17 protein-coding genes are annotated in these 23,946 nt (G+C 66.5%); 8 read left to right on the plus strand and 9 right to left on the minus strand.

The genetic code is table 11. From position 1 onward, the window contains the following. Positions 1 to 83 precede the first annotated feature (83 nt). The gene (locus F0U60_RS17810; protein ID WP_395821302.1) at positions 84 to 1,319 is read left to right on the plus strand and encodes a sigma 54-interacting transcriptional regulator; all 1,236 of its coding nucleotides are present in this window, start codon (positions 84 to 86) and stop codon (positions 1,317 to 1,319) included. A 3-nt stretch (positions 1,320 to 1,322) separates the two neighbouring features. On the opposite strand, the gene F0U60_RS17815 is transcribed toward F0U60_RS17810, so the two are convergent. Then, positions 1,323 to 2,414 carry a serine/threonine-protein kinase gene (locus tag F0U60_RS17815; protein WP_395821304.1) on the minus strand — a complete coding sequence of 364 codons (1,092 nt, stop codon included), beginning with the start codon at positions 2,412 to 2,414 and terminating at the stop codon, positions 1,323 to 1,325. A gap of 166 nt (positions 2,415 to 2,580) precedes the next feature. Here F0U60_RS17815 and F0U60_RS17820 point away from each other — a divergent pair, with 166 nt between their 5' ends. After that, a complete protein-coding gene (locus F0U60_RS17820) occupies positions 2,581 to 5,172 on the plus strand; it encodes a response regulator (protein ID WP_395821307.1) in 2,592 nt (863 codons plus the stop codon). Between the two features lie 49 nt (positions 5,173 to 5,221). Here the strand turns inward: F0U60_RS17820 and F0U60_RS17825 are convergent, their stop codons facing one another. From F0U60_RS17825 to F0U60_RS17840, 4 genes are all read right to left on the minus strand, one after another. Next, a complete protein-coding gene (locus tag F0U60_RS17825) occupies positions 5,222 to 6,151 on the minus strand; it encodes a class I SAM-dependent methyltransferase (RefSeq protein ID WP_395821310.1) in 930 nt (309 codons plus the stop codon). A gap of 150 nt (positions 6,152 to 6,301) precedes the next feature. Next, entirely contained in the window at positions 6,302 to 8,239 is a 1,938-nt protein-coding gene (locus tag F0U60_RS17830) for a hypothetical protein (RefSeq protein ID WP_395821312.1), read from the minus strand. 134 nt (positions 8,240 to 8,373) lie between these two features. Beyond that, the gene (locus F0U60_RS17835) at positions 8,374 to 9,330 is read right to left on the minus strand and encodes a serine hydrolase domain-containing protein (RefSeq protein WP_395821314.1); all 957 of its coding nucleotides are present in this window, start codon (positions 9,328 to 9,330) and stop codon (positions 8,374 to 8,376) included. A 26-nt stretch (positions 9,331 to 9,356) separates the two neighbouring features. Then, the gene (locus F0U60_RS17840) at positions 9,357 to 10,088 is read right to left on the minus strand and encodes a class I SAM-dependent methyltransferase (RefSeq protein WP_395821317.1); all 732 of its coding nucleotides are present in this window, start codon (positions 10,086 to 10,088) and stop codon (positions 9,357 to 9,359) included. A gap of 209 nt (positions 10,089 to 10,297) precedes the next feature. On the opposite strand from F0U60_RS17840, the gene F0U60_RS17845 reads away from it, so the two are divergent. The 3 genes from F0U60_RS17845 to F0U60_RS17855 all read left to right on the plus strand — a co-directional run bounded on the left by F0U60_RS17845 (position 10,298) and on the right by F0U60_RS17855 (position 14,111). Next, positions 10,298 to 10,822 (plus strand): superoxide dismutase family protein, encoded by a 525-nt coding sequence (locus F0U60_RS17845; protein ID WP_395821319.1) that lies wholly within the window; start codon positions 10,298 to 10,300, stop codon positions 10,820 to 10,822. A 137-nt stretch (positions 10,823 to 10,959) separates the two neighbouring features. After that, positions 10,960 to 12,243 carry a GTP cyclohydrolase II gene (locus F0U60_RS17850; RefSeq protein WP_395821323.1) on the plus strand — a complete coding sequence of 428 codons (1,284 nt, stop codon included), beginning with the start codon at positions 10,960 to 10,962 and terminating at the stop codon, positions 12,241 to 12,243. An 11-nt stretch (positions 12,244 to 12,254) separates the two neighbouring features. Then, on the plus strand, positions 12,255 to 14,111 hold the full coding sequence (locus F0U60_RS17855) for a creatininase family protein (protein ID WP_395821326.1): 1,857 nt from the start codon (positions 12,255 to 12,257) through the stop codon (positions 14,109 to 14,111). Here F0U60_RS17855 and F0U60_RS17860 read toward each other — a convergent pair. After that, positions 14,101 to 15,063 carry an alpha/beta fold hydrolase gene (locus F0U60_RS17860; protein ID WP_395821329.1) on the minus strand — a complete coding sequence of 321 codons (963 nt, stop codon included), beginning with the start codon at positions 15,061 to 15,063 and terminating at the stop codon, positions 14,101 to 14,103. The genes F0U60_RS17855 and F0U60_RS17860 overlap by 11 nt on opposite strands. Before the next feature lie 134 nt (positions 15,064 to 15,197). On the opposite strand from F0U60_RS17860, the gene F0U60_RS17865 reads away from it, so the two are divergent. Continuing rightward, a complete protein-coding gene (locus tag F0U60_RS17865) occupies positions 15,198 to 16,007 on the plus strand; it encodes a GNAT family N-acetyltransferase (RefSeq protein ID WP_395821331.1) in 810 nt (269 codons plus the stop codon). Positions 16,008 to 16,271: 264 nt separating this feature from the next. Beyond that, on the plus strand, positions 16,272 to 17,792 hold the full coding sequence (locus F0U60_RS17870; RefSeq protein ID WP_395821334.1) for a class I adenylate-forming enzyme family protein: 1,521 nt from the start codon (positions 16,272 to 16,274) through the stop codon (positions 17,790 to 17,792). Between the two features lie 11 nt (positions 17,793 to 17,803). Here F0U60_RS17870 and F0U60_RS17875 read toward each other — a convergent pair whose 3' ends face one another. The 3 genes from F0U60_RS17875 to F0U60_RS17885 all read right to left on the minus strand — a co-directional run bounded on the left by F0U60_RS17875 (position 17,804) and on the right by F0U60_RS17885 (position 21,760). Continuing rightward, positions 17,804 to 18,931 (minus strand): UTP--glucose-1-phosphate uridylyltransferase, encoded by a 1,128-nt coding sequence (locus F0U60_RS17875; RefSeq protein WP_395821336.1) that lies wholly within the window; start codon positions 18,929 to 18,931, stop codon positions 17,804 to 17,806. A gap of 100 nt (positions 18,932 to 19,031) precedes the next feature. Beyond that, positions 19,032 to 20,138, minus strand: coding sequence for a galactokinase (galK, locus tag F0U60_RS17880; RefSeq protein ID WP_395821339.1), 1,107 nt, complete (start codon positions 20,136 to 20,138; stop codon positions 19,032 to 19,034). A 20-nt stretch (positions 20,139 to 20,158) separates the two neighbouring features. Then, entirely contained in the window at positions 20,159 to 21,760 is a 1,602-nt protein-coding gene (locus F0U60_RS17885; RefSeq protein WP_395821342.1) for a family 43 glycosylhydrolase, read from the minus strand. A gap of 291 nt (positions 21,761 to 22,051) precedes the next feature. Between F0U60_RS17885 and F0U60_RS17890 the strand changes: the two genes are divergently transcribed. After that, the gene (locus tag F0U60_RS17890) at positions 22,052 to 23,887 is read left to right on the plus strand and encodes a family 43 glycosylhydrolase (RefSeq protein WP_395821345.1); all 1,836 of its coding nucleotides are present in this window, start codon (positions 22,052 to 22,054) and stop codon (positions 23,885 to 23,887) included. Positions 23,888 to 23,946: the final 59 nt, after the last annotated feature.

Genomic DNA, 23,946 nt, shown 5'->3' on the forward strand with positions numbered 1-23,946 from the left:
GTATTTCCTCCACCGAACCGCTCTCCCCCGGTGCCTTGGCGGAGGGGCGACCCGCGCCGCGTGGCCCACGTTTTCGAGTGGTCGTGGAGACCGGGCCGGATGCGCGCCAGGAGCTCCCCCTTGAAGGGACGTTGTTGGTGGGCACCCAGGTGGAGGGTGGCCTGCGGCTGAGCGATCCGACGGTGTCGCGGATCCACCTGGAGATTCAGGCTCGGCCGGAGGGCGTGCGAGTTCGCGACGTGGGCTCGCGCAACGGCACCTGGTCTCTGGGAGTGAGAATTCACGAGGTCACCGTCGCCAGTGAATCCCGCTTCACCCTAGGTAAGACGACGCTGCTCGTGATGCCCGAGCCGTCCGAGGAGGGTGCTGAGCCTGCACCGCGCACCTCCTTCGGGCGTGCGCTGGGGCAGAGCGCCGCGATGCAGCGTCTCTTCGGCGTGCTGGAGCGGACCGCGCGCTCCTCCTTCTCCGTGTTGCTGCTGGGGGAGACGGGCACCGGCAAGGAGCTGCTGGCCGAGGCCGTTCACCTGGCCTCGCCTCGGAGCTCCAAGCCCTTTGTCATCGTGGACTGCGGGGCGGTGGTTCCCTCGCTCATCGAGAGCGAGCTGTTCGGGCACGCCAAGGGCGCCTTCACGGGCGCGCATGCCGAGCGCCAGGGGCACCTGGTGCAAGCGCATGGCGGCACTGTCTTCCTCGACGAGGTGGGTGAGCTTCCCCTGGAGCTCCAGCCGAAGCTGCTCCGGGTGTTGGAGTCGGGCACGGTGCGCCGGGTGGGTGACAATGCCGCGCGAGACGTGGACGTGCGCGTGGTGGCGGCCACGCACCGCGACTTGAAGGCGGAGGTGGCCGCGGGGCGCTTCCGGGCGGACCTCTACTACCGGTTGGCGGTGGTGCCGGTGCGAGTCCCTGCGCTGCGCGAGCGTGCGGAAGACATTCCCCTGCTGGCGCGCCACCTCTTTCAGCAGGCCGGCCAGCCGGACTTCCCGCTCACGGACGCGCTGGTGCAGCGGCTGGTGGGCTATGACTGGCCGGGCAACGTGCGGGAGCTGCGCAACTTCGTGCACCGCGTCCTCGCCGCGGGGGACGTGGAGCTGCCGGACCTGCAGCCGGTGAGTGCGGTCACCTCGACCGAGGACTTGAGCGCCCTGACCTTCAAGGAGGCCAAGGAGCGCATGGTGGAGGCCTTCACCCGCGAGTACCTGACGGCGCTGCTCGCGCGGTGTGGCAACAACATCTCAGAGGTGGCGCGGACCGCGGGGCTGGCGCGCAGCCACGTTCACGGACTGCTCAACCGCTACGGGCTGAAGGCGGGCGACTGAGCGTCAGCTCTTCGTCTTCGGAGATGAGCGGGACACGTCGGCGGTGTGGGTGGCGGTGACGCCCTCCCGCGTGCGGTCCTGGCTCCAAGGTAGACGCCCGGAGCCAGGGAGCCAGGGTGCCACCAGCTCGGCCAGTTCGGGCAGGCCCACTAGAGGGGCGCCGCGCAGGGCCTGGTCGAACGACGTGCGGAGCTCCATCAGAGAAGGGCGCTGCGCGGGCTCCTTGGCGAGGGCCGCCGTCACACTCCGCTGAATCGCGTCGGGCACGGCAGGACGTACCGCGCCCAGTCCGCGGGGAACCTCCTTCATCACGGCTTCCATCGTCTGCACGGGAGTGGCCCGCCGCAGGGGCTGCACGCCCGAGAGCAGCTCGTAGAGCGTCAGCGCCAGGCCATGAACATCCGTCTGGCCATTCAGCGGCGCCTCGCGAAGCTGCTCGGGCGTGGCGTACTCCAGCCGGGCCTTGACCCGGCCAGGCTGCGTCTCCGTCAGCCGTCCGGCCCTGCGTGCGATGCCGAAGTCGAGCAGCTTCACCGCTCCGGTGTCGGCGATCATGATGTTGCCGGGATGGATGTCGCGGTGGACGAGTCCCAGTGGCTGCCCCTCCCGACCTCGGAGGGTGTGCAGGTAGCTCAGGCACTCGGACACGCACGTGGCGATACGCACCGCGTGGGCCCAGGGCAGCGGCCCCAGCCCCGCGGCTCGGCGTGCCTCCAGGAGCTGCGCCAGGGTGAGGCCGTGCACGTACTCGAACACGAGGAACAGCAGGCCGTCCTGCTGGCCGAAGGTGCGCAGCCGCGCCAGGAACGGATGGTGGAGCAGGGTGGAGAGGTGGGCCTCATCCAGGAACTGCCGCACCCAGTCCTCCTCTCCCGCGACCTCCGGACGCATCCGCTTGAGTGCCACCAGCCGGTCTGGTCCCACCTCGCCCTTCACCTCCGCGAGGAACACTTCGGACATGGCGCCCATGGCGAGGCGCTTGAGGAGGACGAAGGCATCGAGGCTCGGGCCCTGCTGCATGCGCGGAGGACTATAGCGTGTGAGCCCCACGGGCACGGGAGCGAGCGCCTGCACTCTTTTCGCCGCGTTTTCCATCCCTCTCGGGGCGAAGGTCGACAAGTTGCCAGTAGGGCGTCTGGGGAGGCCCCGAGTGGATTTCTTCTCTGGCCTTTCGTTCGCCTGATGACGGATTCTGAGCGTTCCCGGCACTCAGGTTCGTCACCAGGTAAGGGTGCCGGGGGATTCCCCCCATCCGTTCGCTATGTCCGACACCCTCGATACCCAGAAGCTGTTTGACGCCGCTCCCTCTCCCCTGATGGTGCTGGACCGGGAGCTGAAGTACGTCACGGCCAACCAGGCCTACTTGGAGGCGACCTCGCTGCGGCTCGACGAGGTCATCGGCCGCAGCGTCTTCGAGGTACTCCCTCAGCAGGTGCACGCTCCGGGCGATGATAGCTCGCGCCGGCTTCGGGAGTCCCTGGAGCGGGTGCTCACCCAGCGCATGCCGGACATGATTCCCATGTTGGCCCAGCCCATCTCGCGCACCACCGAGAAGGGGCCGGTGCTCGAGGAGCGCTTCTGGACCTGCTCCCACAAGCCCCTCCTCGATTCCTCGGGCAACGTGGCCTTCATCCTCCAGCACGCCGTGGACGTGACGGACCTGCGCTCCGCGGACGCCGCGAAGTGGGTGCAAGCGGAGCCGCGGGAGGGCCTCTCCCCGGACCTGCTCGCCCCGCTGCTTGCCCGGATGGGGAAGTTGCAAGAGACCAACAAGTCGCTGGATGACGAGCGCCGTTACCTCCGCCAGCTGCTCGAGGTGTTCCCCGGCGTCGTGGGGGTCCTCCGGGGTCCCGACTACATCTTCGAGATGGTCAACGAGAACTACCTGCCGTTCCTCGGCTTCCGGGACGTCGTCGGCATGCCGCTGTTCAAGGCGCGTCCGGAGCTCGTGGGCAACAAGGCCATCGAGGACATGCTCGCGCGGGTGTTCTACCAGGGCGAGTCGGTCAGCATGCGCAACTTCAAGGTCGCGCTCCGCACGAAGGTGGACGGTCCGATCGAGGACCTGTTCATCAACTTCGACTACCGGCCCGTCCGCGTGCCGGGAGGGCCCGTGCAGGCCATCCTGGTCTACGGCCAGGACGTCACCGAGAAGGCGCTCGCCGAGGCGAAGGTGCTTCACTACCAGGAGCACCTGGAGGAGCTGGTCCGCGAGCGCACCCGCGCGCTCGAGGAGAGCGAGGCCGAGCGGCGCCGGACCGAGGCTCAGCTCCGGCAGTCCCAGAAGATGGAGGCCGTGGGCAAGCTCACCGGCGGCGTGGCGCATGACTTCAACAACCTGCTCCAGGTCATCGCCGGCAACCTCCAGCTCCTCCAGCGCGACCTGGGGGACGGCAACGAGCGCGCTATGGCTCGCCTCCAGACCGCTGCCCGCGCCGTGGACCGAGGCGCCAAGCTCGCCTCCCAGCTGCTCTCCTTCGCGCGCCGCCAGCCGCTCCAACCGCTCGTCGTCAACCTGAGCCGGCTGGTGCGGGGCATGGACGAGCTGCTGCGCCGCACGCTGGGCGAGGACGTGCAGTTGGAGACCTCCACCTCTGGAGGGCTGTGGAACACGGCCATTGATCCCAACCAGCTTGAGAACGTCATCCTCAACCTGGCCATCAACGCCCGGGACGCGATGGAGAACAATGGCAGGCTGACGATCGAGGTCAGCAATGCCGTGCTGGATGACCACTACTGCCGGCTGCACCCCGAGGTCCTGCCCGGCCAGTACGTGCTGCTGGCCGTCTCGGACACCGGCAGCGGCATGACGCCGGAGGTGATGGAGCGCGCCTTCGAGCCGTTCTTCACCACCAAGCCCGAAGGCCGCGGAACGGGTCTGGGTCTGAGCATGGTGTACGGCTTCGTCAAGCAGAGCGGCGGTCACATCAAGCTCTACAGTGAGGTGGGGCACGGCACGACCATCAAGCTCTACCTGCCCCGCGCGATGGAGGCGGAGACGGCGGACGCCCAGGTCATCACCGGCCCCATCGAGGGAGGCACGGAGACCATCCTGGTGGTGGAGGACGACGCCGAGGTGCGTACCACGGTGGTGGAGATGGTGAGCGAGCTGGGCTACCGCGTGCTCAAGGCCGTGGACGCGCAGAGCGCACTGGTGGTGCTCCAGAGTGGCGTTCCCATCGACATGTTGTTCACCGACGTGGTGATGCCCGGTCCCGTGCGCAGCCCCGAGCTCGCCAAACAGGCCAAGACGCTCATCCCGGACATCGAGGTGCTCTTCACCTCGGGCTACACGGAGAACGCCATTGTGCATGGCGGACGGCTTGACCCAGGGGTGCAACTGCTGAGCAAGCCCTACAGCCGGGAAGAGCTGGCCCGCAAGCTGCGGCAGTTGCTCGACAACCGGCAGCAGCGGCTGGCGGTCCGCGGACCTCACCGTCCGGAGGCAACGTCCACCCCGTCTGAGCGAGCCCCCGAGCCCGCGTCGCGCCGGCTGCGCGTGCTGTTGGTCGAGGATGACGAGGACGTGCGCTCCTCGGCCTGCGAGCTGATGGACTTGCTGGGGCACGAGGTGCTGGCGGTCACGAGCGCCGAAGAGGCCAAGGGCGCCATGGCGGCCAGCAACTTCGATGTGTTGTTCACGGACGTGACGCTGCCGGGCGTGTCAGGCGTGGATCTGGCGCGAGAGGTGGCGGGCAAGAAGAACGGGATGAAGATCATCCTCGCCTCGGGCCATGGGAACGTGGCGCTCCCCAGGGGAGAGCAACCGTTGGAGGGCGTGGTGGTGCTGCCCAAGCCCTACGCGCTGCCGCAGATCCAACAGGCACTCGAGCAGGCGGTGACCCTGCCTTGAGCTGAAGGGCCCGGTTCCCACCTCGGAGCCGGGCCCTTTCTCCATCCCCTCACGAGAAGGCGGCGCTGCGCAGGACCATCACGTCCGCGAAGTCCTGACGCTGCGGCGCGAGACACAGCGCTCCCTGCGACACCTGCTCGAGGAAGTGCTCGCCGTAGTCGTGGCGGGGACCCGAGGCGTACACGGTGATGTCCCGGGCCCGCGCGATGTCCCCAAGCGTCCGGGCCACCGCGTGCGCCACCTCTCCCCAGAAGGGGAAGAAGAGATAGAACGCGGTGCCGTCCGACAGGTCTACATCGCGGACATCCGAGTGGATGAACTCCAGGTTCCGCAGCGCGAAACGCTCGCCATTGCGGCGCGCGGACTCCACGTACGTCTGACCGTACTCCACGCCCTTGACCTGGGCACTGCAGCTCGCGGCCACGGTGATGGCGAACTTCCCGTTGCCACAGCCGAGGTCATAGATGGTGTCGTGCTGCCCGGGACTCGTGATGGAGAGGAAGTCGGAGATGCGCTGGGCCCGCGAGGCCATGTTCACCTGACCGAATGGGGGCCGGTTCTGCCCGGTGGTGACGCGGGAGATGCGCAGCAGGCCCTCGAGCCAGTCATCCGCTGCCGTGCTCGCACGGCCAGCGGCCTCGGTGAAGCCGAGTCTCTCCCATCGCTCCCGGAAGAGAGCCGGTGCGAGGTCTCCCGTGCGAAGCTGCTGGGCGACATCTTCTCCGGCCTCATCCAGCGCCTCGGTCACCGAGTGTGCACGCGCCTCGAAGGACTTCCAGAGGGCCTGGAGCTCCGGACGTTCCCGCACATCGATGAGGAGCAGGTCTGGCTCGACGTTCTCCTGCACGAAGGAGCACCGCTCGAAGAGCTCCCACAGCGCGCCCAGGTCCAGCGTCCGTACATCCTTCGACGCCAGGAGGGTCTCGGCGCGCTCGACCCACCAGGGGACAGCGCGAGGGGTGGGGGAGGTGTGGGGCATGGTCCAGGAGGGTGACAGAGAGGCAGGCACCTGTCCAAAGAGAGTGTGCGCGGTCTGGTGCCTGCACTGCATGCCCCCCAGGTCTCCTGGCGAGCCCGGGACTCAGGTGGCCGAGGTTGCCGGGAGCTTCGCGGGGACGGCCGCTGCAGTCTAACGCACCGTCAGGCTCAGGTTGTCGAACCAGATATCTCCCATGCCTCCATCGGCTTTTCTGCCGAAGCGAACGATGATCTGCTTCCCGATGGCGGGGCTCCCCGCCGGAACCGTGAAGCTCACGCCCTCGGTTTCGTACCAGGTGTTGCCCACGGCGAAGATGCGTGTCTGGAGGTGCTCCCAGGAAGAAGACAGGTTGCAACTCTGCGGAGGCAGGTTGCAATCCGTCGATGCATAGCCAATCTGGTAGGGCACGACGCCGGTGTTGTCGCCGCCCCCGTGAGCCCAGCTCTTGAAGACATACGTCTTGCCCTGCACGAACCGATGTCCCGTGAGGATCTGACCAACGGTTTCGGGCGTGCCCGCGGAATAGAAGCCGAACTTCTGGCCAAGGTCCTGATTGGCGGGGCGAGGATATTCCGCGTGGTTCGCCCAGCCTCCATTGGGTCCCCAGTTCGCGATTGCGCCGTACTGGCTGGTGGTGTTGTTCTCCATCTGGGCGTTCAGCAGGGGAAGGCGCGCGCCCCCCGTCCCCAATACATGGTCGCGGTAGCTGGGATAGCTTGCCCGCGAGGTCAGTACGGGATGGCTGACCGTGGTGTCGATGTCGAACAAGCCGTAGTTGTGGTCCACCGGCTCCTCGCCCGTATCCTGAACGGTCAGATAGCGCGCCTGGAAGACGTAGTCGTGGGCCGGGTCCTCGAACCAGCTCAGGGCCCGCTCGATCATGCGGCCCTTGAGCGCCTCGTCCCGGGTGTTGTAACCCCATTCGTCCGCCCAGATCTTCTTCCACGGTTGGGCACGGGTGACGAGCACCCCGCGGACGCTTTCGATGGCTGGGATGTTGAGATAGGCATCCGTATCGGACGTCGGCGTCTTGAGTCCATAGGGGTGGATGGACACGGCGTCGAAATAGTCACCACCGATGCGGTCATAGATCCAATTGATATATTGGCTGCAGGAATCGGCTCCCGTGTAGCTGCTGCAGTCCAGCCCGCCCGTGGCGAGCACGACGTCAGGGCAGCCCTCCTTCATGGCCACATACCAGAGCTTCAACCAGTCCGCGTAGAGCTCGGCCTGCTGCTTCTGGCCATTGGAGCACTCGGGATTCACCCAGGAACAACCATTGGGCTCGTTCCAGAACTCGTAGTAGCGCACGCGGTGACAGAAGCGTGCGGACAACTCGCGGAAGAAATGCTGGAAGTCCGCCGTGTACTGTGGGTCGGGAGGGGAGCGGTGGGATTCGGTGAAGCCGGCGGGGAGGGCCCATATCGGGGTCGTCCCACTGAAGGCAAACACCGTCAATCCTCGTGCCTTGGCCGCTGCGTACTGGGCCTCCGCGCCGGTCCAGTCGAACACCCCTCGCGTGGGTTCGATATCCGCCCAGCTGAACCCGATGTGCGTGGCCACCGCGCCCGCCTCGGCCACCTTCTGCATGCTGGCCTGGTCCCAGGCGTCGATCTGCGCCTGGTTCCCCTTGTAGAGCTCGATACCCGGGCGGATACCGATCATGTGGAGGTTGGGGCGCTGGGTGGGAGTGCCAGGAGTCCTGGTTGTCGCCGTCACTGTGGCCGTGGAGGTGATGTTTTTACACGTGGCCTCCAGGACATAGGTCCCGTTCCAAGGCGCATCGACGAAGACCCCGTTGACGGGAGGTCTCACTTCGTAGCCGTTGGGGCCGGTGACCCTCAGGCTGACCAGTTCTCGTGCGGCGAGCTGGCTCGTGCCGTTCACCAGGACGCCTACCCGAAAGCGCTGCCCCTCGATGATGCTGGCCGAGGAGGACCACCCTCCCGTGGACGAGACCTGGATGCGCGCTTGGATGCTCGAATAGTCGCACACCTGCGAGAGCGCCTCCGTCGCCATCAGCCCGAGTCCTACGACGAGGAGCCTTCCCGCTTGCCCTGCTGTCCATTGCCATCGTGTGCGCTTCACGGTTCTTCTCCTGGTGGGGGGAGACGTCAGACCTGCGCCTGATTCGCGTAGTGTGAACCATGTCGCACTCTCCGTGTAGAAGCCATGTGCGGGTGCTCACGATGAGCAAGGGCCTGTCTTCATTGGGCTCGACCTCAGGGGAGGAGGAGCGGCAGCAGGTGGGTCCGGACCAGGTCCAGCCCCGGCCGCCAGTTCGGTGGCATCCGATCGGTGGGCGGCGGGCCGGGGTCGAAGCCTGGGTCTCCCGTCGTCACCACGACCGCACGCGCCGACGGCACCACGACCACGTGTTGCCCGGCCCACCCACCGGCGAAGAAGTAGCCTCGGTCCACCCACGTGAGGAAGCCGTGGGCGGTGCCCTCCGGCGGGCCGCCGGCCGAGTGCGCCCGTACCATCTCCCGCACGTACGCCTCTGGTACGAGGCTCTGCCCGCGCCATGTCCCCAAACCGAGCCAGAGCTCGCCGAATCGCCTGAGCGCCTCCGGGCTCAAGCGCAGGTGGCCGAATCCGTAGTCCCGGCCGTCCGGGTCGCGCGGCCAGACCCACTCGTCGATGCCGAGGGGTGCGAAGAGCCGCTCCTCCGCGTACGCCGACAGCGGGCGACCCACCACGGTGCTCAACGCGGCCCCGAGGACATGGGCGCCACCGCTGTCGTAGCGGAAGGTCGTTCCCGGTGTGCAGAGCTGCGGCGCGGCCAGGAGGTGGTCCACCCACCCTCGCGGAAGGGCCATGACCTCGTCGATGTCCCAGGCTCCGTTGGTCGCGCACCCTCGTGTTTGCGTGAGCAGGTGGCGCCAGGTGTGCTCGGCCGCGGGATGCGTGGCCGGGAGGCCGAGCAGCCCTCCGACAGGGTCGTCGAGGTCCTCGATCAACCCGTCACCGACGGCGGCCCCCAGCAGGGTGGCCAGCACCGTCTTGGTTACGGAGAACGTGTCCGCGATTCCCTGTCCGTGCAGGCGCTCCTCGACGAGGACGTGCCCGTCGATGCTCACGGCCAGAGAACTCACATAGGAGAACTCCTGCCGTGACGAGAACGCGTCGAGGAGGTGCTGGCACCGCTCTCGGAGACGGGCTGCTTCGATGGCGATCATTCGCGATGTCTTCGGCCTTTGCAACGCTAGGCTCTTGGAAGTTGAGATCGCGAGGCGCGAATGAGCAGGAACCAGGGCTCTTTCATGAGTCGTGCGTGGATCTCTGGCTCCTGCTCACGCATTTCCTGGAGGGGTCGTGGCTCCACCAATTGCTCGACGACAAAACCCGACTCCGCCAGGGCCGCGAAGATGGCCCCGAGTGGGCGCCGGTAGAAGCTCACGCGCACCGGTGTCTCGGTGAATCCCTCCCAGTGCTGCTCGATGCGCTCTGTCTGTAAATAATCGCCACCGCTCACCCAACGGCAATCCGCCAGCGGGTGATGGGTGGAGAAGACAAGGCGGCCTCCAGGCACGAGGACTCGATGGAACTCCTTCAACGTGGGCTCCCAGTGCTCCAGATAGTGGAGCGTGAGGGAGCTGAGGACGATGTCCACGCTCCCTTCCTCCAGGAAGCTCAGCGGCTCGCGGAGATCCGCCTGATGGACCTGTGCCCGCGTTCCGAGACGTTTGCGCGTGAGCGCGACCATGTGGGCGCTGACGTCCAGGGCGGTGACCTTGGCCTCTTGTTCCAACAGCCAGGCTGAATGCGCTCCACCCGCGCAGCCCGCGTCCAGGACGTGCTGCCCCACAACGGATGGAAGCAAGGCGCGGATGGCCGGGCGCTCGTACAGTGCGTTGAATGCGTTCGTTTCCGCTCGGGCCACATAGGCTTCCGCGAAACCGTCATAGGTACTTCCCGCCTGTGAACTGTTGCTCACATTTCACCTCCTGATGATGGACGTTAACCGATGAGCGTATTCCTCGGATTGACGTGGGGATGACAGCTGATGGTGCCATCGGAAGTAGCGGTTTGATTCGAGGTCGGTTGGCAGTATGGCTCCAGCCCGCGAACCGCCACGCCTTCGTATGCATCACGGGGGTGGCTTTTCCGGCTCTGCTGTCCGAGTGGAGCCACACAGGAGACACGATGAAGAAGTGGGTCAACGTGAGCCTTCGTACAACAGTTCTCTCGGCGGCGCTCGTGCTCGCCGCCTGTGGCGGTGGGGCTCAGGCTACCTCCTCCCTGGAGAGCCGCAGCGGTAGCACCACCACCGGCACCGCGACCTTCAAGGAAGACGGTGACCAGGTGACGCTGACGCTGGAGGTCTCCGGCGCCACCCCGGGCAAGCACGGCGCCCACATCCACCAGACGGGTGATTGCAGCGCTCTCGATGCCTCCAGCGCGGGCGGCCATTGGAACCCCACGTCCCATTCCCATGGTCCGGCCGACCCCAACCACCACCTGGGCGACCTCGGCAACATCGAGATCGGCCAGGACGGCAAGGGCACGCTAAAGCTCTCCAAGGCGGAGTGGAAGATCGGCGATGGCTCCGCCAATGACGTCGTGGGCAAGGCCATCATCGTCCACGCGGGTGAGGACGACCTCGTGACGGATCCCGCGGGCAACTCGGGGGGCCGCGTGGCTTGCGGCGTCATCTCCAAGAAGGAGTAGTCGAGGCGCAGTGACGCGTCAGCCCCGTGTTGACGCGCCAGAACACGTCCATTGACGTGTCGAGCCGGGCTCCAGCAGGAAAAACCCTGGTGGGGACCCGCCCTGCATGTTGCGCGATGGGGCTGCTGGCACCACGGATGCAAATTGTCCGCGCCATGCCCGTGGCCCTCTCGACAAACAACATGCTGCAGGGTAAGCACTCCACCTACGGCCTGCTGCTCCATATCGGCGAGCAGCTCCTGGAAACACGCTACGGTGACTTCCAGGTGCATGTCTTCCAGAACCTCTACACGCGCACCTACGCGCTCGCGGTATGCCTCGGTGACATCCAGACACCGGAGCCGCTGCTCGCGCGCATCCACTCGGCCTGCATCACGAGCGAGGCCTTTGGGAGCTGCGACTGCGACTGCGCCGAGCAGCTTGAGTTGGCGCTCGGGCGCATCGCCGAGGTGGGGCGTGGCGTCATCTTCTACTTGATGCAGGAGGGCCGAGGCGCGGGATATGCCGCGAAGGCGCGCGATCGCATGCTCGTCCAGGCGAGCCGCCATACGGTCACGACCTTCGAGGCCTACAAGACGCTCGGCCTCGACCCTGACCATCGCCGCTACCACGAGGTGATGCTGGCGCTCCAGCTTCTGGGCGTGCACGCGCCCATCCGGCTGCTCACGAACAACCCGGAGAAGACCCGCGCACTCAAGGAGCTCGGAATTCCCGTCGAGGCCGCAGAGCGGGTTCAGCGCGAGGCGAGTCCCTTCAACGTCCATTATCTCTCGTCGAAGCGACGCGTGGGCCATTCGCTCGCCAGAAGCATGCTCGTCAAGAAGGAGGCCGAGCTCCCGGAGCCGGTCCTCGCCTTCGAGCCCACGCCGCTCGAGGGGGCCCCGCACCTCATTCGGATGGCGTCCTATCTCCTCCCCATCCGCGTCAGCCCCGAGGGCCAGCTCGCGTGGTTCCGGGCCCACGTCTACGTCGATCTCCTGGCGGGCTGCGAGCGCGTCGTGCTCACGTACGGCCAGTCCGCGGAGGGCTCTCAGCAGGTACCACTCGTTCGCATCCAGAGTGAATCGCTGTTCGAACGCTTTCCGCTCCGCAACGGCGTCAACAAGCCACAGTGGAAGAGGATTGTCGCCGAGATGGTCCAGCATGGGCATGGCGTCGCCGTGTTCCCGTCCGCGGATGGCGATGATGCGCTGCTGACGGCCTCGCTCCTCGGTCCACGTTTCCAGGTCGATCCGTTGGCGGCTTCCCGGCTCGCGGACGAGGCGATCTTCGTGCTCCTCGCGCATCACATCCCGGGGAAGGAGCTCATCCCCGCCTTCACCAGTTTTGACGAGGACACGACGCGGCGGTACCTGGTCGACGCATTCGAGCGACACGGGTTCTGGCTCTCCGCTCCCATCCTCTTCAAGATTGCGTCCTGAAAGAGTGACCGATGTCCGACCAGACATGGCGCGCCGGGTACGAGGTGCTTCGAGAGCGGGTGCGGCACCTTCCCGCGATGCTGCGGGCCTACGCGAAGAGCCCGATAGAGCCGGTGCGTTTCGATCCTCGCTCCGTACGCTGCTTCATCACGAGTGGCGTGGGAAGCTCGGAAGCACACGCGCGTTACCTCGCATACCTCCTCGCCGGGGAGATGGGGCTTCCTTCGCGCTTCGTTCCGCTCTCGGCGCTTTCGTCAGCTCCGCACCACATGTCCGAGCGTGATGCGCTCATCGTCTTCTCTCAAGGGCTCTCACCGAACGCGCAACTCCCGCTGGTAACACCCAGGGCGTGGAAACATGTGGTGCTCGCGACTGCGGTGACCGATGCGGGTGTCGCTCGGCCCGGGCAAGAGGCGAAACGGGAACTGCTCGAACGTCTGGTGGAGGCGGGCGGCCAGGTGGTGCGGTTCCTCCCAGAAGACGAATACACGACGTTCGTTCGCGTGCTCGGACCGATGGCGGGCTATCTCTGTGCTCTTCGGCTTGCCCAAGCCATCGGTGAGTGTATTGGGGTCGCCTCCATCGCCATCGACATTGAGGCCATCTGCGCGCGTATCGAGGATGCCGGGGAGGCGGTGGAGAAGGCGTTCGCGGGCCGGGAGCCGGATATCCTCCCAGGAGAGATCGCGTTCTTGACGAGCGGAGAGTACGGAGGGCTCGTGGCCAACCTTCAGTACAAGGTGTTGGAGGGAATGCTAGCGCCACTTCCCGCTGTCTGGGACTTGCTCCACTTCGAGCATGGACCGTTTCAACAAAGCCACACCCAACGTGTGATGTTCTTCGCTTTGACCCACGCGGGCGAGCCATGGGAGGCGGAGCTGCTCTCCCGGTTCGAGACGATGCTCGTCCCGGAGCGGCACGCACTCGTGCGCTGTGAGGCGCGTCTTCCGGGGCCGCTGGCGATCTTCGAGCACGAGGCCATGATGAATCACCTCATGCTGCGGGTCATCGAGGCGCGGCGCATCAATCAGGTACGATGGCCGGGCCGCGGGCTCGACGGGCCGCTCTACGATGTCGGCTCGGAGACCCCGAGCGCACGTGCCTCGAAACCCGTCGAACGGCGCCTGGAGCGGCTCACCTGGCCCGAGCTCGAGCGGCTCCTCGCGAGCGGCGTCCGTACGGCCGTCCTTCCTCTTGGCGCCATCGAGCAGCATGGCTCCCATCTGCCGTTCGCGACCGATACATGGATCGCCGACGCGCTCGCCGAGCGTTTCTGCGCACGCGTCGAGGAGGCGATCGCCTGTCCGGCTGTTGCGTTCGGATGCTCGACGGAACATATGGCGTTCCCGGGCACGCTCAGCTTGAGCACCGCCACATTGAGCGCGGTCCTCTCGGACCTGCTCGCCTCCTGCAGGCAACATGGGTTCGAGCGGGTGTTTCTGTTCTCGGCCCATGGAGGGAACTATGGCCCCCTTGCGGAGTGCATGGACGCGCTGCGAGCCGCGAGCGCTCCCATGAAGCTCATTGTCTTCACGGAGAGCCGTCAGCTGACGCGTGTCCTCCTGGAGGCGAGCAAGGCGCATGGCGTGGAGCGGGAGTGCTCGGGAGCGCATGCCGGCGAATTCGAGACGTCCATCATTCGCGGCCTGCATCCAGACGCCGTGCGCCTGGACCGGCTGGAACCTGGCTTCGTGGAGCCGACCGAGCGGCTCAGCGCGCTCTTCTATCCGAGTCTCCGTGAGAACGCCCCAAACGGCACCGTCGGCGATCCCCGTCCGTCGGATCCGAAGCGCGCGGAGCACTACCTGGAAGCCTGGGTCGACGTGCTCATCGACGCGTACCGCGCGGCTCTTTCGCCTATGGCGTAGCGGGCAGCTCCTTCAGGAAGGCCAGCAGCGCTGCATTGACCTCGGCTGGGCGCTCTTGCTGGATCCAATGGCCAGCGTCAGGGATGACGAGCATGTCTTTGAGGTTGGGCACCAGTGCCTTCATGGCGTCAGTCGGGCCAAAAGCGCGTACCGGGTCCTTTTCTCCGGTAATGAAGAGCGCGGGCTGCTCGATTTTGACTGTCGCGAGCTCGGGCAACTCCTTCCAGTCTCGGTCCATGTTGCGATAGCGGTTGAGCCCTCCACGGAAGCCGCTGCTCTCGAACTCCTTCACGAAGTACGCAAGGTCGTCCTCCGTGAGCCAGGCGGGGAGCGTACTGGGGGTGTCGAGGCCCGTGAGGAACTTGTCGCCCTTCTTCTTGGTCTGCACGGCATTGGTCGTCGGATCGAACCCGGGGATGCCGGTAAGCATTGTGCGCATCGTCCTTGGGATGTCCGCTTCGAACTCCGCCTCTGCGACGCCAGGTTCCTGGAAGTAGAGGACGTAGAACCACGTCTCCCCAAACGTGGATTTGAAGACCTGGGTCGGCGGCATGGGCGAGCGGCCGAGGTACGGGACGCTCATGCCAACAACGGCACGGTAGCGGTCAGGGTAGAGCGCGGCGCTGTTCCACGCCATGGGCGCACCCCAGTCGTGGCCGACGACGACAGCGGTCTCCTCCCCGAGGGCATCGAGCAGGCCGATGTAATCGGCGAGCAGGGTCTTCATGCTGTACGCCTCGATTGCCTGCGGCTTGTCGCTGCGGCCGTAGCCGCGAACATCGGGCGCGACCGCGTGGTAGCCGGCGTCCGCGAGCGCCTGGAGCTGGTGGCGCCAGGAGTACCAGGACTCCGGAAAGCCGTGGAGGAGCAGTACGAGGGGTCCTTTACCGGCCTCGGCGATGTGGAGGTGGATGCCGTTCGTCTTGAGGGTGCGGTGCGTGATGTCTGACATGGCGCTTGCTCCTGAAATGACTGGAGCCATGGTAACAAGCCTGCCACCCATGATTCAGACCTTCGAAAGTACGACGACCGAGTGGGGTGAGCCGGTTGCCCGTGTTCGCGGGTTGATGCGCTATGAGTGCTCCCATGTTCCGTGCCCGTTCTTTGGCCTACCGCACTGACTTCATGATCCACGCGTTTCATGGCACCGTGACGGAGCGCGAGGATTGCGTGCGCTTGGAGACCCCCTCGGACCCGGATTTCTACAGCGGCAACATGCTGCTGTTTCCTTCACGGCCGGGCCCGGGGGATGCGGTTCGTTGGGTGCGGCGATTCCATGAGGAGTTCGCGCACGCGCCACGCGTACGCCACGTGATGCTCGGTTGGGATGACCCGCACGGCAGCAAGGGGGGTGTGGAGCCGTTCCTCGCCGCGGGTTTCACGCTCGGCGAGAACGACGTCCTCACGGCGAACACCGTCCACCCGCCACCGCGTCCCCTCGCGGGGCTCGAGGTCCGTCCACTCGAGAGCGATGCGGAGTGGGCCGCCGTCGTGGAGTTGCACCTCACGGATGACGAGCCGCCTGCGCCGCTCGATGTCTACGTCCCCTTCGTCCACCGCCACGTGGGCCGGTACCGTGAGCTGACGCGCGCCGGGTTGGGCACCTGGTTCGGCGCGTTCCTGGAGGGCCGGCTGGTGGGTGACCTGGGCATCTTCTGCAGGGAGGGCGTAGCTCGCTTCCAGGAAGTGGAGACCCATCCGGAGTTTCGGAACCGGGGCGTCTGCGGGACGATGGTCCACGAAGTGTCGCGCCATGCACTCGCGAACATGGGCGCGAGCGTGCTCGTCATCGTCGCGGATGAGCACGGGCCGGCGGGGCGCATCTATCGCTCGGTGGGATTCCGAAACACCGAGCGGCAGTACATGCTGAACCGGAGACCCGTGCCAGCGACTTGAGCGCTACTCGTAGAACTCATCATGATGCTGCTGTTCGCGCCGAAGAGGCAGCCATTGGACTTGTACTAGTCCCAGACATACATGGCAGGAATGTCACGATGCGCATCCGACACGCCTCTCCATGTGAGAACATCCTTCTCAGGATGCAAGGAAAAGCGAGAGAGGGTGGCGGACGAGTTCTGCGGCGCTGCGGGTGACGGTGACAAAGGACGCGTCATGGGTTGAGCGTTGAACTGTCTGGATCGCTGTCCCATAGTGGCCCGCATGGCCGACAACATGTTTCCCCAGACAGTGCTTGACCTGATGAGTAGAGACGGAGACCGGATCTGGTTCGAGCACGGGAACCGAACGGTCACCGCGGCGGACATCCTGCGCATGACTCGGCGCGTGGCCGCGGGCCTGCGGGCCGCCGGTGTGGGGCACGGCACCGGCCTGGCCGTGTTCACCAGCGTCACGCCGGAGACCTTCGCGGCGATGATCGCCGCGTGGGCGCTGGGAGCTCGCATTGCCGGCATCCGTCCGGGCCTGACGTCCGGGCAGTTGGCACATCTGCTCGGCGACCGCGTCGACTTCCTGCTCCTCGATCCGGCAACCCACACCCCCGAGGTACGTGAGGCGGCCGGGAACCTGCCGCTGCTGTGCCTCGGCGCGGTGTCAGGCCTGCGGGACGTGCTCGCTTCCGAGGATGACGGTGCCGCACTGCGGGCCGCGGGACGGCCGGACGACATCGCCCGGATCATCTACACCAGTGGCAGCACCGGCAATCCGAAGGGAGGCGTCCAGACATACGCGGCCATCAGTGAGGACTGGCCCGCGTATCCCGAGCGCTGGAGCCCCTCCATCCGCGAGCTCGCCGCGGGGATGCGCCGTCACGTGCTGTTCGGTTCGCTGAACAGCCAGGTCGCGTTCGACTATACGTTGGTGACGCTGTTCAGCGGGGGCACCCTCGTCATCCCTGAGGATATGAACCTCCGGCCGTTCTTCCCGGCCGTCATCGCCCGTTACCGCATCACCAGCAGCATCCTGAGCGTGCCGAGGCTCTACCAGATGCTCGACAGCCTGCGGACGGATCCGGTCGATGTCAGCAGCCTGCGAGCCCTCATGGTCTCCGGCTCGCCGCTGAGTCCGCAGCGATACGCCGATGCCCTGCAGCGGCTCGGCCCGGTGGTCTTCCAGGGCTACGGCCAGACGGAGGCCGGTCTGCTCTCGATGTTGACTCCGCGGGAGGCGCTGGCGTCGAAGGAGGCCTTGACCTCCGTGGGCCGCATCGAGCCCACGACGAAGCTGGAGGTACGCGGCCCCGACGGCTCCCTGATGCCTCCCGGAGAGGTCGGCGAGCTGTTCGTTCGCACGCCGTACCAGGCGTCCGGTTACTGGTCGGATCCGCAGGAGGCCGCCGAGGTGTTCGTCGATGGCTGGATTCGCACCCGCGACCTGGGCTACGTCGACAGCGAGGGTTACGTGCACCTCGTGGGTCGTGCTCGCGACGTGATCATCGTCAACGCGAACGTCTACTACGCCGGTGCCATCGAGCGGGTGCTCGCCGAGCATCCTGGCATTGACCAGGCCTACGTCGTCGGCGCCGCCGACGAGCAGACCGGAGAGGCGGTGCACGCCTTCGTGGTGCCAAAGCAGGGCGCGAAGCCTGACGCCGACGAACTGCGCGAGTGGGTGCTGAGCCGGCTGGGGCAGGCCTGCGTACCGCGCACCGTCACCTTGATCGCCGAGGTTCCCGTTGGGCCGAGCGGCAAGCCAAACAAGCGTGCGCTGTTGGCCAGCCGCTGACCCGCAGGGACTCAGGAGGTGAAGCGCTTCCGGAGACGCTCCGCCACGCGCGGAAGGTCATCGGGAGCCTTCACCGGCTCGAACCGGCTGGTCATCGGATCCGTCCGGCTCACCTCGATGAAGGCGACGGGGACGAGCGGCTGACCATCCGGGCGCATGAGGCTGCTGGCCTCCGCCGTCACCTGCTCGAGCTGGAGCACGGGCTGGTCCTCCACCTTCTTGGAGACCACCCGGTAGGGGATGGGAATCTCCTTGTCGAGGATGGCCGCCAGGTCGAAGGTGATGTTGTTGGTCGAGATGAACGCATGCTGGGTCGGGTCCACCTTCTCGACGAGCTGGAGCTGACCCTTCAGCCGCACCGGCGCCGCGCCCGCGTCGAGCGCCCCGCTGGGGTTCTTCCGCGGCGTCACCTCCACCGTCATGGCCTTGCCCAACGTCAGGTGCATGCCGATGACCACCGGATCGAGCGTCGCCGCCAGGTTGTCCACGTTGGAGAAGTACACGCAGCGCACGCCGCGCTTGCGCAGCTCCGCCCCGACGCCGCTCTCGCGCAAGGCGCGGAAGACGTCCCCGTGCCCCGAGGGAGCGAACGAGAGCTGCCCGTCCGCTTCCCGGAACAGCTCCCCCTTCGGCGTGAGCCGCGGGAGCATCCGCTGGCGGAAGAGGAACACGTTCTCTTCCTCGCCTCGCTGCTTCAGGTGCGCGGCGATCCCCTCATGGGTGAGGAAGGACGTCATCAGCGCCACGGGCACCGGACGCCCAAAACGTGCCCCCAGCCGGCGCGCCTCCTCGAGCTTGAAGTCGAGGAAGGTCCGCTCTCCGATGACGGGCACGAGCGCCTTCACCGCGCCACCAAAGCGCGTGCCGGCGCCACCGGCCACCACGAGGGCGGCCACCTGGCCTTGGCGGAACGCCTCCTCGCCACGTGCCCGGTACTGCTCGTACTCGGGAGCGCCCTCGGCAGGGAGCGTTCGGATGTCACCCTCCTGGAGGGGTTGGAGGGAGCCCGCGAGAGGCGGAGCTTCAACCAGTTCACCGCGCTGGTACCGGGCGAGCAGCTCCCGGAAGCTCGCGGCATCGAAGCCGTCACGTGCGAAGACGGGGCTGTCGAGTTCCTTGTCCGCTAGTTGGTCTGGCATGGCGCCAAGGTTCCGCGATCCGCGCGCACTGTGCAATTGCGCTGGAGCGACGCACCGCCTTGGCACGGTGCGTCTGTGACGTTCTGAGCGCTGCGGGTCGTCAGGGCACCAGCACTGTGGCAGTACGGCCCGAGCGTTTCGAGTAGGCCTGAGCGATGCGCTGTGCCACGCTGGCCCCGGTGCCCGTGCGCGCCAGCGCCACGATGGAGCCACCGAAGCCTCCGCCCGTGAGGCGCGCACCGAGCACATCCTTCTCGTTGAGTGCCAGCTCCACCAGCATGTCGATCTCCGGCACGGAGACCTGGTAGTCGTCACGCTGCGAGGCATGTGACGCGTACATCAGGGGCCCGAGGGCCGCCAGGTCACCGGTCCGCAGGGCCTCGACCGTGGCCAGCACCCGAGCATCCTCCGTCAGGACGTGACGCGCGCGCCGGCCCAGCGGGTCGGGCAGTGCGTTCAATCGTGGCAGGTCCGCCTCCGTCAGGTCGCGCAGCTGCGGCACGCCCAGCAGCTCCGCCGCGCGCTCGCACTCGGCCCGGCGGGTGCGGTAGTCGCCCGCCGCGTGGTTGTGTGCCACCCCCGAGTTGATGACCACGGGCTCCACTCCTGCCGGCAGCGGCACCCGCTCGTAGCTCAAGCTGCGCGTATCGAGGAAGAGCGCGGCCCCTCCGTCCGCCAGGTGACAGGCCATCGGGTCCATCACCCCGACTGGCGCGCCGACGAAGTCGTTCTCCACCTTCTGGCCCAGCACCGCCAGCCGGACGTCTTCCAGCGGCAGCGAGAAGGCCTCGCGCAGGCCTCGCAGGAGGCACACGTCCAACGCCGCGCTCGAGGACAGCCCGCTGCCCACGGGAACCTGCGAGGTGATGCGCACGTCGAAGCCCTCGAACGTGAAGCCCTCGCGCCGCAGGACGAGGGTGACGCCCTGCACGTAGTCGAGCCAGCCGCGCCCCGGTGTCTCCTGGCCCAGGACGAACTCCTGCACTCCCGCTTGCTCCCCCACGTTGGTGCTGAAGGCTCGGACGGTGCGATCCCCACGCGGCCGCAGCTCCACCTGCGTGTACTGAGGGATGGCCATCGGCAGTACGAAGCCGCCGTTGTAGTCGGTGTGCTCACCGATGAGGTTCACCCGGCCCGGCGCGCGTGCCACGACACGGGCGGGGTGTCCGAACAGCTTTTCGAAAGTAGCAGCAGCACCTGCATCCATCGTCGAGAGCTCCACGAGCATCAGTTGGGGGTGATCCGCAGCGAGTCGAACCGGGCGGAGGCACCCGCGACACCGCCAGCGGTGAGCGCCACGCGCACGCCGCGATCCCAAGGCGGAAGATACGCGCCCGACAGCTCTGGACCCACCTCCGTCCAGGTGGTGTCCTCGGGGCTTACCGCGAACCTGTACGTCTGGCCGTCCTTTGCCGTCATGCGCAGGCGCAGCTTACCGTCTGCGCTCGTGGGCGCATCGAGGCTTGTGAGCACTTCATGGGTGTTGCGCTCCCGGTGCCACACCTCCACCTTGCCCGACCTGACGTACACGCCGAGCGCGTTCTCCGGATCTCCGAAGGCCGACAGCCCCGCGGCCATCCCGGCGGGCAGCCCGCTGACGTCCAGGACGGTCTCGGCGGTGTAGTTGCCCGCGTTGGTGGAGCGCGCGAAGACCGCGCCGATGGGATCCGCCGCCCGGTCCGCCGGGGGAGAGAGGCTCAACAGCCCCGCCTCGACGCTCGTGGTGGGCTGACGTCCGTTCGGCCACACCCAGCCAGTGGCCAGGGACGAGGACGTGAAATCCTCGGAGAAGGCAGCGGGCTTCGCCAACACCTTGCCACCCGGTCCCCGGCGCCCGTTGATGGTGGGCCAGCCATCCTCCGCCCACTGGATCTCGTCCAGCAGCCCCTGCCGACCGACATAGACGAAATCCGTGGCGCGGTAGGCGTGGTACAGGAAGTAGTCGCGGCCCTGGGTGTCCGTCACCACGCTCCCGTGCCCCGGGCACTTCCAGGACTCGTTGGACTTCATGATGGGGTTGAGCGGGTTCTTCTCCCATCCCCCGAGCAGCTTGCGCGAGCGCGCCACGCCCACGGCATAGTTGCAGTCACGCCCGCAGCACGCGGACCCGGCGTAGAACATGTAGAACCAGCCGTTGCGCTTGATGAGGTGCGGGCCCTCGACGAGCTGTCCCTCCCACGGCGAGTCGTTCATCAGGATCTGCGTTGGCGCACCGATGAGCCGCGTGCCGTCCTCCGACAGAGGCTGCGCCCAGATGGGGGTCGGCAGGCTCCGGCTGTTCCCGTCCTCTTTCCAGACCAGGTAGAGCGTGTCGTTCTCGTCGCGGATCAACGCGCCGTCGATGGAGCCGAGCTCCTGGCAGACCAGCGGACCGTGGTCGGTATAGGGCCCCGAGGGCTGCGCTGCCGTGGCCACGGCGACGCACAGCGGACCGCCCTTTTGACGCGCTGTGTAGAAGACGAAGTAACGGCCCTTGTCTTGCGCGAGCTCCGGTGCCCAGTAGTTGCCCTCCGACCAGGTCGGGGCGGTCTGGAAGATGGGGCCCACCACCTCCCAGTGGAGCAGATCCTTCGAGTGCAGCAGCGGGAAGTGCGGCGCCCATTCAGACGAGGTCGCCGCAGCCCAGTAGTCCTCTCCCACGCGGAGCACCGACGGGTCGGCGAAGTCACCGGACAGGATCGGGTTTGTCACCTCGAGCGGTGGTGGCGGCTGCGCAGGGGGCGGTGGCTGAGGAGGTGTCGACTGAGGGATGCAGCTCGGCAGGGGGAGTGCTGCCAGCATGGTCAGCGACAACACGGCTGCGGGCAGGAGAACACCGCGTAAACGCATGGGGGGAGGACTCCTCGACTTGGGGGGGGGGCGGCACGCTAGGGAAATCCAAGTGGAGTGGTCGATGAGGGATCGGCTTCGCACCGTCCTTTTGTCTGCCTTTCGACAGTTACCGCCCGCGTACGCAAGGTTTGACGCGCTGCGTTCTCTCCCTGAAGTACGAGGGGAATGTCATCCTTGACACATTCCGCCTGTCTGTATGAGATGCGCGACTTTTTTGTGACGCATCAGGAGCGGAGACAGACCGGAGCACCGGCTGTTTCAACCAGCCCGACAGCGGAGGAAGTTTGCATGCGGAGAGGTTCGTTCTCGTTCCGGCAGTGGATGGGCGTGTTGCTACTGGTGGCCGCTGCGGCGTGCAAGGACGCGCCTCCCCCTCCTCCGGAAACGCCTCCCGAGCCCACCCCCAATAACAAGAGCTATACCAATCCTCTGAAGGTCTCCATCCCAGGGGGAGGGCAGGTGGAGAACTGTCCTGACCCGACGATCATCCGTGGCCAACAGCCGGGTGATGAGGCCTGGTACATGTACTGCACCATGGATCCCCTGAACGACAATGACAGGGATTCCACGGGGCGGTACAGGAAGCACCTGATCCCCACCTTGAAGTCGGCCGACCTCGTTGATTGGACCTATGTCGGGGATGCCTTCACCGAGCGGCCGGAGTGGGCGGAGCCCACGTCCGATGTCTGGGCGCCAGAGATCGAATACTTCGGGAACAAGTACCACCTGTACTACACCGTCGTGAATACGAAGGAGGGCGGCAGCGCCATTGGTGTTGCCACCAGCGACAGCCCGACCGGCCCCTGGACGCATGCTTCGAAGCCGGTGGTGGAGCCGCAGGATCCGCCCTGCTGTGCCAATCAGGACCGGTGGGTATACGACCCCGAGGTGCTCGTCGAGGAGGATGGCAGCAAATACATCTACTACGGCAGCTATTTCGGGGGCATCTCCGTGCGGACGCTCTCTGAGGATGGTTTGACCTCCGATCCCTTCAGCCAGGTCGAGGTCACGGTCGCCAATCGCTACGAAGCCGCCAGCATCATCAAGCACGGCGATTTCTATTATCTGCTGGGCTCGTCCACGGACTGCTGCGTCGGTGCGCTCACGGGCTACAGCATCTTCGCGGGGCGCTCGAGGTCGCCTTGGGGCCCCTTCGTGGATCGTGAAGGCGTCCGCCTCACGTACAATCGCGTAGGTGGCACGCCCGTCCTCGGGCTGAATGGGAACCGCTGGGTGGGGCCAGGCCACAATGCGGTGCTGACTGACTTCGGTGGCCAGGACTGGATCGTCTATCACGCCATTGACAGGAACAATCCCTCCTTCGCGCCGCCGAAGGTAGGGGAGGCGCCTCTCGCCAAGCGCCAGGTGCTGATGGATGCGTTGGATTGGATCGACGGATGGCCGACCGTGCGCGGTGGCGCGTGGGCATCGGACACCGAGCAGCCGGCGCCAGCGGCCCGGCCCGGTGAGAAGAGCCGCTATCAGGTCTCTCCCGTGAAGGAGGAGGAGCCTGGCGCCGTCATGAACTCAGACGATTTCGAGGGGACCTCGCTGGGCTCGCAGTGGACGTGGATCCGTCCGCCGGCCGAGAGCGGTTTCGGACTGGAGGATGGCTTCCTGCGCATCGACACCCAGGCGGCCGATCTCCACGAGGACAACAACTCGGCGTCCGTCCTCACCCAGCCGGCACCCGCCGGAGACTATGTCGTTGAGACCCGGCTCAGACTGAACCTCCCTCCGGTGAGCTGCTGCCACAACTACGTCCAGGCGGGGCTCGTCATCCACGGCGATGACAATCACTACGTCAAGCTGGTCCACTTCTCGTATTGGGAGACACGTCAGATTGCGTTCGCCAAGGAGGTAGGGCCGGAGAACAAGCCGCGTTACGGCGAGACCGCCGGAGGCCCCGCCGACGAGACCGTCTGGTTGCGGATCGCCAAGCGCCAGCGTGGCACGGAGGAGCTCTACACGGCGTACTCGAGCCGGGATGGTTCGACCTGGACCCGGGCGGGGACGTGGACGCACTCGCTGGGTCCGGAGGCCCGGATCGGGCTGGTGTCCATGAGTGGCGCAGGGTTCACCGCACACTTCGACTACGTCCGTGTGCATGAGTTGAAGCAGTAGGTCGCTGTCTGGTCTGGGCAGTTCTCTGTTCGCAGTCATGCAGGGCTTACCGTTACTGA

The sequence above is a fragment of the Archangium minus genome, assembly GCF_044360475.1.
GTDB lineage: Bacteria > Myxococcota > Myxococcia > Myxococcales > Myxococcaceae > Archangium > Archangium minus.